The sequence below is a fragment of the uncultured Polaribacter sp. genome, assembly GCF_947497695.1.
Lineage (GTDB): Bacteria > Bacteroidota > Bacteroidia > Flavobacteriales > Flavobacteriaceae > Polaribacter.
The window spans coordinates 312,351-324,975 of sequence record NZ_CANMHM010000002.1; the positions used below are offsets into that span (position 1 = coordinate 312,351).

Consider the following 12,625-nt stretch of genomic DNA (forward strand, 5'->3'; position numbering starts at 1 on the left):
TTACAGAAAACTATAAAACTCCAAAAGGATTCTCTATAGAATATGCTGGTTCTGTAAACCATTTTGCACCATTTTGGGTCATATAAATATGATCTTCTAAACGAATTCCAAATTCATTAGATACACAAATCATTGGTTCGTTACTAAACGTCATGCCTACTTTTAAATTGGTATTATTTCCTCTTACTATGTAAGGATATTCATGAATTTGCAACCCAATTCCATGACCAGTTCTATGAGGTAAACCTGGCAATTTATAATCTGGTCCTAAAGTATGTTTTTCTAAAGTTTTTCTTGATGCCTCATCAATAGAACTGCAAGAATCACCCAAAATAGCAGCTTCAAAAGCAGCTTGTTGTGTTTCTTTTTCGATGTTCCAAATTTTACGTTGTAATTCATTAGCCTCGCCAAAAACATACGTTCTTGTAATATCTGAAATATAATCATAGAGTTGGCATCCTGTATCTACCAAAACGATATCGTTAAGTTCTAAATTCTTCGGATTTTTAACTCCATGAGGAAAAGATGAATCTACACCAAATAAAACAATACAAAAATAAGAACCCGAAGAAACACCATGTTTTTTATGGGCTTCATGAATAAAATTTTCTACTTCTTTTGCAGAAATACCAACTCTCAAAATTCTTGCGGCAGCTTTTTGCACTTCCATAGTAATATCCATTACATGCTGCATAATAGCAATTTCTGCTGCCGATTTTATCATTCTACATTCCGAAATTAAAGCAGTTGCTATGGTTATTTTAAAGGTTTCTTTTTGTTCTGAAAACCCATTAATGATAGAAAAAGGCGTAGTTTCATCAATCTGAATTTCTCCATCACAAATATGATTATCTTTTAAAATATCAAAAAATAATTGTTGCGGATTTTCGTCTTCTTCCCAGCAATGAATTTCTCCCTCTACTTCTAAAAAATCTTGAATCGTTCCTTTTTCAAAATTCGGAGCAATATAATGTACCTGTTCATTTGGGAGTAAAATTGCACCTACCATTCTTTCACTTGCATTCCAGTGTGTGCCTGTAAAATAGAGTAAATTTGCACCTGCATTTACATAAATTGCTTTTACGTTATTAGCTTTCATTAAACCACAAATCTTGTAAATTCGCTGTTTATACTCCGCTTTTTGTATTGGTTTTACACTATTTTGTAAAGGTTTTATTTTTGCTAATTCTATTGCTGAAGTAGAACCTCCAATTCCGAATTTATTCATATTTAAAATTTTCTATCTGGATGAAATGAAGCAATATCTACAGAGGTTTTTACTCCTGAAATAATTTCTGAAACTAATTTTCCTGTTGCAGGTCCTAAACTCCAACCCATCATTGCATGACCTGTTGCAACAGTTAAATTTTTACATTTTCTAGACTTGCCAATATAGGGCAATCCATCAGGAGAACATGGTCTTAAACCACAATTTGTAGTTTCTTTTTCTTCGGATGTAATTGCTAAATCTGGATAATAACTTTTCCCTGCATTTGCAATTGCCTCTACTCTTTTTAGATTAATATCATGATTAATCCCAGCAATTTCCATAGTGCCTGCAAATCGTGTAAACCCATTCATTGGTGTTACTGCTACTTTTGCTTCACATAAAATTGCTGGAATGGTAATTTTAGTATCGCTTTTTACGTTTATACTATACCCTTTCCCTGCTTGAATCGGGATTTTTAAATCCAACTTTTTTGTGAGTAATGGACTCCAACTCCCTGCAGCTACAACAACTTCATCCGCTTTTAATTCTCTTTTATTAGTTTTGATTGATGAAATTTTTCCTACTGAAACCTCTAAATCTTTAACTTCTTCATTTTTGTAAAAAGTAACACCATTTTTTTCTAGATAAGAAATCATTTCTTTCATAAATACATTAGGAGTCATATGTGCATCAGAATGGTAGTAAACACCTCCTTTAATGTTTAAATTAGCATTAGGCTCTAATTTCTGAACTTCTTTTGCAGATAAATTTTCAACTTGTAAACCTTGCCCAATACCCTTTTTTCCAACTTCCCATTCTTCTTCGCCAATTTTATCAGATTTATACAACATCAACAATCCTTTTTTTTCATAATGAAAATTAAAGTCGTTTGTCTTTTTTAAATCTTCATATAAATCTCTTCCAAATAAATTAATATCTAAAATTGGTTTCATTGATTTAGCAACTTTTTCTTTAGTAGCCGATTTTTTAAAAGCCAAACTCCATTTTATAAAATCGAGATCTATTCTTGGTTTTACGTAAAAAGGACTCGAAGAATCAAACATCCATTTAATGCCTTTTGTAATGATTCCTGGTGCTGCCAAAGAAATAAAATGACTTGGTGTTATATAACCCGCATTTACATGCGATGCTCCAGTATCCATATTTGTTTTATCAATAATGGTAACTTTATACCCTTGTTTTTGAAGATAATAAGCAGTTGACAAGCCAATAATTCCACCACCAATAATTACAATATTTTTACTCATCTATACTTTTAAATTAAAAACTAATTAACTAAAGATTGTAAATAAATCAATAGTTTAAGTGTTCGCTTTTTATGCAATTTTTCTTTATACTTAAATTGGTACTTTACTTTCTTAATATTATAAATCTAGAGAAATTAGATATTAATATTGACAACCAAACAAATCTTACCAACCAAATATTTAAAGAAAGACTTCCTATTTTCTTTGGTGTTTCATCAAAAAACAGACTTATAAAATAGATAAATGTTAAAATTCCAAAAATTAAATTGATGTATTTTTTAAACATTGCTGTGTAATTAAATTCTATTTTGATTAAATTTTAAGTAATAATTCTGGTTCTAAAAACTCTTAAAAAATACTTCAATTATATTATAAACCTCAAATTAAATCACTTGAAAACCATGTGCATAAGGGTCATCTTTAGCATCTATGCTAATAGTATTGTAACCAAATACTTTTGCCCAACCTTTTATACTTGGTATAATTGCTAATTTGCCGTTTAAAGTTGTTACTTGCTCCACTTTTCCTGTAAATTTAGATCCTATAAAACTTTCATGAATAAATTCTTCGCCAACTTTTAATTTTCCTTTGGCGTATAATTGTGCCAATCTTGCAGAAGTACCTGTTCCACAAGGACTTCTATCAATGGCTTTATCTCCATAAAAAACAGCATTTCTACCAGAAGAAGTTGGGTCTAAAGGTTTCCCTGTCCATAATAAATGTGTAACATCTTTAATTGTTTCATTTTCTGGATGCACAAATAAATTTGGGTATTTTAAGTTGATTCTTTCTCTAACAACTTGTGAATATTGTACAATTTTACTCGCAGTAAAATCGTGCACTCCTGTAAAGTTTTTTTGCGGATCTATAATTGCGTAATAATTTCCTCCGTAAGAAACATCAAAAGTAAGTGTTCCTAATTCTGGGCAATCTATAGTTAAATTTTCTGCCGCTAAATAACTTTTTACGTTGATTAACTTTACCCAATCTACTTTTTTGTCTCTTTGTTGATATGCTATTTCTACCAAACCTGCAGGAGCTTCCATTCTAATTTTTCCTTGTATTTTTGGTACAACCAACCCCTCTTCAATAGCAATGGTAATGCTACCAATAGTACCATGACCACACATTGGCAAACAACCAGAAGTTTCTATAAATAAAATAGCAAAATCGTTTTCTGGATTATGAGGTGGATATAATATACTTCCACTCATCATATCATGACCTCTTGGTTCAAACATTAAACCTTTTCTAATCCAATCGTATTCTTTTAAAAAGTGTTGTCGTTTCTCGCTCATATTATTACCTACAAGTTTTGGACCACCACTTTTTACAACCCTTACTGGGTTGCCACACGTATGTGCATCTATACAATGAAATGTACTTTTGCTCATTTATATAGCTTTAGTAGTTTTTTCTCCATCTACATTTCTTAAAATTCCTAACGGATTTTTATTTTGAAGCTCTGCTGGCAACAAATTATTTGGCCAGTCTTGATAACTAAAAGGCCTTACAAAACGTTTTATAGAATCTACACCTACTGCTGTAAACCTACTATCTGTAGATGCAGGATAAGGACCACCATGCAACATAGATGCACAAACTTCTACACCTGTTGGCACTCCGTTAAAAATAATACGCCCTACTCTATTTTCTAATTCATGAATTAAAGTTATATAATTATCCACTTCATTTTCATCAGAAATTACAGTTCCTGTTAGTTGCCCTTCTAATTTTGAGACAATTTTTTCTAACTGATTTATACTTTTACATTGAACAACTAAAGAATAAGGTCCAAAAATCTCATGATGCAATGTTGGGTTTTCTAAAAAAGTATCCCCTCTTACTGTTGCTACAACTTGTTTAGCAAAATTTGGTTTTACATTATTAGAATTCTCAGCTAAAACTTGCACTCTATTTTGATATAATGCTTTCTTTTTATTTTTTTCATACGCATCTGCAATATTTGGGTGTAACATACAAGAAGCGTCTATTTTTAAAATTTGCGAGGATAAACTGGTTACAAATTCGGTTAATCCATCAGATTTTATAGCTAAAATTAAACCTGGATTGGTACAAAATTGTCCAGTTCCTAAAGTAATAGAACCTGCATACGTTTCACCAATTACTTTTGCTCTATTTTCTAGTGCTTTTGGTAAAATTATTACTGGATTTATACTGCCCATTTCTGCAAAAACAGGGATTGGCTCTTCTCTTGTTGCAGCCAAATCATATAATGCCCTTCCTCCTTTTAAACTTCCGGTAAAAGCTACTGCTTTAATAAATGAGTTTTTCACCAATTGTTGCCCAACTTCTATTCCGTTAGAATTTAAGTTAGAGAATACCCCATTTGGCATGCCTGTTTTTGTCGCTGCTTCTAAAATTGCTGATGCAACTAACTCACCAGTGCCTGCATGCATTGGGTGTGACTTTACAATAATTGGGCAACCTGCTGCTAAAGCTGCAGCAGCATCACCTCCAGCTGTAGAAAATGCTAATGGAAAATTAGATGCTCCAAAAACCACTACTGGTCCTAAAGCTACATTCATTTTTCTTAAATCTACTTTTGGCATTGGTTGTCTATCTGGTTTTGCAGTATCTATTGATGCTTCTACCCAAGTACCCTCTTCTAAATGATTTGCAAAGGATCTCAATTGACCTAAAGTTCTTCCTCTTTCTCCTGCAGCTCTTCCATTTGGCAAACCACTTTCTAAAGAATAAACTTCTAATAAATGGTCTCCTAAAGATTCTATTTCATCTGCAATTGCTCTAAGAAACTCTGCTTTTTTTGTTCCTGAAGCTCTTGAGTACTTTTTAAACGCTTTGGCTGCCAATTCACATGCTTCGTTTATTTCTTCTGTAGAAGCTTCTGTAAAAGTCCACTCGTTCTCTTTATTTTCTAGCGGATTAAAAGTAGTGAATTTTGTTGTTCCTTCTGCTGATAATATATTACCAATATAATTTTTCCCTGTAATCATCTTTACTTATTTTTAAATGTTTTTTTCAAATTTTTTGAATATATGAAAGGATCAACTTAATAAGTCTAGAACTTCAAGTCTTTCTTTCGCAAGAATATATCTTGCACTAACATCATTAATTTGTTGTTGAGTTAATTTCTTACCAAAGGTTCGCAGTCCTCCAGCAACATCATTATGATGAATTCCCATGGCTAGTTTAAGATATTCCATAAGTAATGGCTGAGCATCTAAATAAGATAAAGAATTTAAAGCCCGAGAAATTTTGTTTGCCTCATTCCATTCTCCTTTTAAAACATACTCCTGCATAGTAACACTTGCTTTTGGGAAGATAGTGCCTACTCCTGTAATTCCACCACTTGCACCTGCGAGACCTGCATACACAGTAACTGTGTCTACACCTGCCAAAATTTTTAAATCTTTATTTTCTAACATCAAAGTTTCAATAATTGAAACATCTATAGTAGATATTTTAAGAGCAGTTACTTTAGAAAGAACAGAAAGTCTTGTGAGAAGGTTCGTTGAAATTGCATGATAACCAGCTGCATCAGGATTATTATAAGGCATAATTGTTACACCTACATCTTTTGCAGTTGCTTCAGAAAGTGCATAATACTCATACATTTCTTTTTCAGAAGGTACTGCCTTAGTTTTAGGTGGCATAACCATAACTGTATCAACTCCAACTTTTGCAAGTCCTTCAACAATTTTGGCAAGTTCTTCTTTAGTTTCAGCGGCAGCTCCGCTAATCAAAGGAACATTGTAATCTTTAGCAACCTCAGAAAGGGATTTAAGTAAAGAGAGTCGTTGTTTGTTGCTCAAGTAACTATTCTCACCTAAAGTACCAGAACCAACAAGTCCGCTCATTTTACTTCCTGCCCTTCCTTGAGCTTGTAAAATACCAGCGGCCTGTTTTTGTGTTACATCATAGTCAATTTCAAGAGTACCAGATTTTGACTCTTTCAGCCATGTAAACACTGCAGGCATTACGCCATTCCATTGTAAACTCATAATTGTAGTGTTTTTGTTTTATTTTTTATCAAAAATAAATAGAAAAAGCTGTTTTAAATTAATCTTTAGTTATCCATTATAGATACTTTATTATCCATATTTATAATTAAATTAACAATTTAAGCATATTTTATACTTATTTTTACAAAAATGAAAGTTTTACCATTTCAAATACCGAAACAAAAAAATGATGCACTTATCTTTCAGCAAGATATTGGTAAGGCTTTTTATGACAAATTACATCAACATGAAGAAATTCAAATTTGCTTTATAAAAAAAGGAGAAGGCACTTTAATTGTAGGCGATACTATTAACGAATTTAAAAGAAATGATATTTTTGTAATTGGTAGCTGTGTACCTCATGTTTTTAAAAGCGATATTAAAAAAGACGAAAAAGTGCACATGATAAGCTTATTTTTTACCAGAAAATCTTTTGGGGACTCCTTTTTTGATTTGGAAGAAATGAGAGATTTAGAGCGTTTCTTTGTTAAATCTAAACATGGTTTTAAAGTTAAAACGAACACTAAAAAGATAAAAAAACAGTTTTTAAAGTTAAAATTGAGTTCTAAATTAGAGCGTTTTATAATTTTACTACAATTGATTAACAATACTTCTAACACAAAATTTAAAAGTTTGTCTTCTTTTATTTACGATAAAAAATATTCTGTGAATGAAGGAAACAGAATGCGTACTATTTTTGAATATACCATGAATAATTTTGCAAAAAAAATAACGCTAGAAGAGATTAGTAAAATTGCAAATATGACTAAAAATGCTTTCTGCAAATATTTTAAAAAAAGAACCAATAAAACCTATTTTCAGTTTTTAATGGAGCTAAGAATAGAAAATGCATGTAAACTCTTAATAAAAGAAAAAGAAGCAACTATTATAGATATTGCAGAACAATCTGGATATCATAACATTTCTAACTTTAATAGACAATTTCTATTTTACAAACAGCAATCTCCAACTGAGTTTAAGAAATCATTTCATAAAAATTAAAGTAATTTTATTACAAAATTATTTTAACTTTTGTTAAAGGTCGCTATTCTAAAAAAAAACTTTTATTGTATAATGTAAACCCATAAAAAAATCCCAACTTTAAAAGTCGAGATTTTTTTTAGTTTAAAAATTAAATAATTTATAACAAAATATTTATTTTTTTATTATTTTTTTTGTCATAAAACTACCATTATCAACAGTAACTTTTACAATATAAACTCCTGTGACTAAAGAACTAATATCATAAGCTTCATTATTTAGATTTACCATGTTTTTAGAAACTTCTTTACCTAAAATATTAAAAAGAGATACATTGTTAATTGTTTGCGTAGTTTTTACTTTAAAAGTAGAAGCTACTGAAGTTGGGTAGATAGATATAGCATCTTCTAAAGAAATATTTTCAACACTAAGTGCTGTTAAAGGATTTTCATCTAAAATACGAATATTATCAATATAACCAAATACAACATCACTTATCACTCTTCCACTTGGTTCGTTTCTATCAGCAACATCAGGGTGAAATACAATTCTATCTAAATCTCCATGAGTATATGCAAAAGCGTCTGGACCATCCTTAATTTCAAATACGATTTCTTGCCAAGTATTTACTTTTCCTTCTGATGAGTCGTATTGATTTAAAGCCCTTAAAACTTGTGGATTAGTACCATTTATTTGTGCTACACCTGACCCCAAAAGACGAACAGCTAAATCTGGTTGTGCAGGGTAATTAACCATAATACTTAAAAATTTAGACTCTGCTGCAGATATTGTAACAACAGGATCTACAGGAATACGAATAAGCCCCCACCAAGCATGAGCACCATCAGTACTAGATATTTTCAAACAGTTATCTGAATCATTATTATCGTCTTTAAAAGGATTTTCTACATACTCAAAACCAATAGAAGATGCTTGAGCAAAGCTTTCAGCATCAGCAGCAACTTCAAAACTCTGTAATTCAAGTTGACCAAAACTAACAGTCGTTATAAATGTAAGTAGGGTAAATAAAGTAATTTTTTTCATCATATATGTATTTAAAAAGTTTAGAAGATAAAAATACATAGTTTAAGTTTTATTAAGATAGATAATAATATTGATTAAATGGCTTATATTGTTTTAAATACTAAAAACAAAGGTTGTCATTTTTTAATAATAAAAGCTCCAACTTATTAGTTAGAGCTTTTGTTATTAGTATTTTATTTACTTCATAAAAATAAATAAAAAAAATTAAAAACCAGTACCTGGGGCTTCAGGGCTCGCAGCTTGTGCTTTTTGTGGACTTAGAATTAGATAAGTACCTAATGCCGTTAAAGCTGCATATTTACCATAATTACCTATTTTATTAATAGCTTCTTTACGAGTAATTTCTATGTTTGTTTCTGTGGTTTTTTTCATAATATTCTTCTTTAAAGTTTCTCGTAAATTATTCTAAAATTATTTTTTTGTTTACTGTTCCGTTATTTGTGTTTAATCTTACAATGTACACTCCAGTAGCTAAATTTGGTAATTTAATATTTAAAGTGCTATTAGCTTCAAATTTTTGAGCCATCATTTGTTTTCCTGTTATATTAAAAACAGAAATAACACCATTTGCATTTTCTAAACCTGTAACTCTTAAAGTACCATTACCCAATTTAAAAATACTTACATCAGTTAATTCGATGTTTTTAGTAGAAAGTACATTTGCAGATGTTCTTAAAAAGAATCTTCCTGATCCGTTTACATTTTCATTTAAATTAATAGTAAAGTCTCCATCGTTTAAGTTTGTCATTGTGTTATTTAGTCTATCTTCTAAAAAAACATTGATTCCTTCAGGTAAATTTAATAACTCAGCAGAAATGATAATTTCTTTTCCAGCTTCAGCTTTTAAACCAATAGGAACAATCATATTATCGTAATCTGAATTTGGTAACGATTGTACAGCTATTTTACTGCCATTAACATCTGCAACTAATTCTGTATAAATAGAAAGATCACTTTCAATACCTGTAAATAAAGAACCATCAAAACCATTATCGAAACCTGTAGTGGTACCCTCAATGTAATATAAACTTGTATTATTAATTAAGTCACCTTGTTGTACATTTAATTGTATTTCTGTTCTATTAGAAGTGCTTTTTAAGAAAGTATCTGTTTGATGACTTTGATTGGCTTCTGAAAAGGATACAACATTTGAAGCAGCAGGACCAGCACTTACAAAAAAGGATTGACCAGGAGCAATTTCAAAAGCTGCATCTGTACCAGACATCTTTGTAATATAACCACCATTTCCAGCATTTGCACTTGGATCCCATAACCAAATTGTAGCCTCAGACAATCTATCAACGGCATTGTTATCTGTAAAAAAAGTACCCAAATTCATGTAGGCTAAAAATGCATTACCTACTAAATTAAAATTGTCTGTACCTTGAGAAATAGTAATCTCTCTATCAGCTTTTCTAAAAAATCCTGAAAACTCTACAGTACCAGCTGCTGCATTTTTTATTGCAAAACCTTTAGCTACATTAAATGCATCTGTGCCAGCATAACTAACATCATAGTAATTAAAACCGTTTCCATCGTTCGTATAATTTGCAATACCTCTAAAGGTAGGGTTTGTAGTACCATTAGCTAGTGTGTTATTTGCAATAAAATCTACAATAGTTACACCAGCTACTGGAGAAGTTGCCAAATGCCAAGCCTTTGCAGGGTCTGCATCAGCTGTTAGTGTTCTCGTATATTTAATAGAACCTGTAGCACCACTAGAAACACCCGTAATAATTAAAGAACCACCATCTTCTACAGTAACTGTAGCTCCTGCATTAATGGTTAAATTTTGAACTTTGACTCCTGTAGTTGCATTTATTGAAGGTGCAAATGTTGTACCTGTTGGTATTGTCACTAAATCTGTAACACTAGGCACAGCATTTTTAGACCAATTGCTTGCAGTATTCCAATCTACTGAAGTAACTCCTAACCAATCATTAGCTAAAGGATTGGTATCTAAAACTTGAATATTATCTATGTAACCAAATGTTGTAGCATCTAATACTTGCCCGGCAGGAATATTATTGAATCCCATATCTGGATGAATTACAACTTTAAATAATGTACCAGTTGTAAAACTATGCACACCATCACCATCTGTTTTTACTTCAAAAACTATTTGTTGCCATGTATTTGCCGCCGAAGCATCATAGGAATTTAAAGCCCTAGTAATCATAGCATTACTCCCATTATTACCCGCTGCAGCAGAAACACGAATAGCTATATCAGGTTGTGCAGGATAGTTTAACAACATACTAATGTATTTTGTGTCTGTTGGTGCTGCAGCTATTGCAATATCTGGCGTAACATCTACATTTACTAAAGCCCACCAATTTGCTGCTGATGACCTACTAACTCTTAAGCTATTGGCAGATGTGTTTAATCCAGACATTACTGGGTTTGTTTCTACAGAAGCTACAATCCCTCCTCCAGTAGCATCTACTCCTGGATCTCCTGGCTCAAAGTTAGATATGGTTTGTCCATAAATAAATGTTGATGCACAAAACAGCAACATTAATGTAATTTTTTTTATCATAATATTAAAGTTTAAATATTTTGTTAAAATTAGTTTAAAGTTGTATTCAATTAATAGACATAAATAGATATTATATGGACTATTATATAGAATTCCGTAATTTTTTTATTATTACAACAAATATTTCCTCAATATTTTACTAAAATAGATATTAATCAGCCTAAAAATATAAATCTGTAAAAACCTAATAAAACATGTTATCTTTTTTGTAATATTTAGAATTCAATTACTTATACACTTACTTTACTTTATCGTTTTCATAAAAAAAAGGTTTTTATTACATCTACAACCCTACTAATTGTAGAGATAAGTGTAATAAAAACCATTTAGAAGCTAAATAGATATTAGTAATCTATTTCTTTTTTAATGCAAAAGAAGTTATTTGCATAAATCTATTTTGACCTGGATCATTAGCAACTGCTATACCAATTGAAATATTCGTAAAATCTTCTGTTAATGTAAACTCCGTCTCATAAGTTTGCGCAGCAGAAGTTGTTACACGTTTAAAGGCTAGTGTGTTTGTAGAAGCTTCTACATTATCTACATCTGGCAATTCACTACCTAGTGCAGCTAAAAAATACACTTTATCATTTTCACTAACAAAATTGTTAGCTCTAGCTGAAACAGTATATGTATATGTACCTGGTTCTAAACGCATTCTTTGATGTATTTTACCATTCACAATATCTGGTTCTCCGCCAAAACCACTTACCAAATTAAATTCATCACTTCGTTGAGTATCTACAACTCCAAATCCATTATGATTTAAAGCACCATCATTGAGAATCCAATCAGAAGGTGTAGCATAACGATTGCTGTTTTCTCTTTCTAAAATTGTAAAAGGTGCAGAAGCGTTAACAAAATAAGGTGCTATAGTAATTGGTTCATCTGGTTTTATTACATTGTATGCTGTATAAAATGTATCTATACTTGTTGGATCTGGCACATAAGAAGATCTATACTTAAAAGTATTACCTAAATCAAAATTTTCTAAAATTAAATCATCTAAACTATCCGCAGATATTTTAAACGTTTTTGTAACATTTTGATTATCGGTATATTCTAGTTCAGAATCAATGATACCAGAAGTTGTGTCTATAGGTGCAAACTGAACAACTGCAGAGTTGTCTGCTGGTTGATAAGCTTGTTTTACTAAGGATCTATTTAATAAAATAGCTTCATAATTACTACCAAAAACTTTACCGATTGAAAATACAGGAATAGAACTATTACCCTGATCATCAAAAGTAAGAACTTCGAAATTATATGTGTTTTCATCTAAATTCTCAATTATTTGAGAGATTTTAGTTGCAATTTGAGATTTTTGTATAGGAAAAACTGCACTATCACTTCTATTGCCCCAATACACTCTATAAGAGGTTACACGTGGGTCTGAGTTAACAATTGCACTTAATTGTACTCTATTTCTACCTGGAAATATTTGCACAGAATCAAATTTACCTCTATACTGAATTTCACCTCCATCTGTATAAACTTTATAAGCATCTTCATCTAAAGCGTCACAAGCATTAATACCAATTAGTAGTATACTGAAAAGAAATATGTGGCTAATTATTTTTTTTATTTTATTAATCAT

At 30.9% G+C, this 12,625-nt stretch carries 10 protein-coding genes; 1 reads left to right on the plus strand and 9 read right to left on the minus strand.

What is annotated here, in order from left to right; all coding sequences use genetic code 11:
- Positions 1 to 10 precede the first annotated feature (10 nt).
- The 5 genes from Q0731_RS03670 to Q0731_RS03690 form a co-directional block, all read right to left on the minus strand.
- Positions 11 to 1,228 (minus strand): Xaa-Pro peptidase family protein, encoded by a 1,218-nt coding sequence (locus tag Q0731_RS03670; RefSeq protein WP_299060020.1) that lies wholly within the window; start codon positions 1,226 to 1,228, stop codon positions 11 to 13.
- 2 nt (positions 1,229 to 1,230) lie between these two features.
- Entirely contained in the window at positions 1,231 to 2,478 is a 1,248-nt protein-coding gene (locus Q0731_RS03675) for an FAD-dependent oxidoreductase (protein ID WP_299060023.1), read from the minus strand.
- A gap of 383 nt (positions 2,479 to 2,861) precedes the next feature.
- Positions 2,862 to 3,872, minus strand: coding sequence for a 4-hydroxyproline epimerase (locus tag Q0731_RS03680; RefSeq protein WP_299060026.1), 1,011 nt, complete (start codon positions 3,870 to 3,872; stop codon positions 2,862 to 2,864).
- On the minus strand, positions 3,873 to 5,456 hold the full coding sequence (locus tag Q0731_RS03685; RefSeq protein ID WP_299060029.1) for an aldehyde dehydrogenase (NADP(+)): 1,584 nt from the start codon (positions 5,454 to 5,456) through the stop codon (positions 3,873 to 3,875).
- Between the two features lie 51 nt (positions 5,457 to 5,507).
- Complete coding sequence (locus tag Q0731_RS03690) at positions 5,508 to 6,464, minus strand: dihydrodipicolinate synthase family protein (RefSeq protein ID WP_299060031.1); 957 nt, start codon at positions 6,462 to 6,464, stop codon at positions 5,508 to 5,510.
- Positions 6,465 to 6,614: 150 nt separating this feature from the next.
- Here Q0731_RS03690 and Q0731_RS03695 point away from each other — a divergent pair, with 150 nt between their 5' ends.
- Entirely contained in the window at positions 6,615 to 7,466 is an 852-nt protein-coding gene (locus Q0731_RS03695; protein ID WP_299060034.1) for an AraC family transcriptional regulator, read from the plus strand.
- Positions 7,467 to 7,619: 153 nt separating this feature from the next.
- Here Q0731_RS03695 and Q0731_RS03700 read toward each other — a convergent pair whose 3' ends face one another.
- From Q0731_RS03700 to Q0731_RS03715, 4 genes are all read right to left on the minus strand, one after another.
- Complete coding sequence (locus Q0731_RS03700) at positions 7,620 to 8,489, minus strand: T9SS type A sorting domain-containing protein (RefSeq protein ID WP_299060037.1); 870 nt, start codon at positions 8,487 to 8,489, stop codon at positions 7,620 to 7,622.
- Between the two features lie 204 nt (positions 8,490 to 8,693).
- Positions 8,694 to 8,861: a hypothetical protein gene (locus Q0731_RS03705; protein WP_299060039.1), complete on the minus strand. Its 168-nt coding sequence runs from the start codon at positions 8,859 to 8,861 to the stop codon at positions 8,694 to 8,696.
- A gap of 28 nt (positions 8,862 to 8,889) precedes the next feature.
- Positions 8,890 to 11,028 (minus strand): T9SS type A sorting domain-containing protein, encoded by a 2,139-nt coding sequence (locus Q0731_RS03710; RefSeq protein ID WP_299060041.1) that lies wholly within the window; start codon positions 11,026 to 11,028, stop codon positions 8,890 to 8,892.
- Positions 11,029 to 11,380: 352 nt separating this feature from the next.
- Complete coding sequence (locus Q0731_RS03715; protein ID WP_299060045.1) at positions 11,381 to 12,625, minus strand: DUF4998 domain-containing protein; 1,245 nt, start codon at positions 12,623 to 12,625, stop codon at positions 11,381 to 11,383.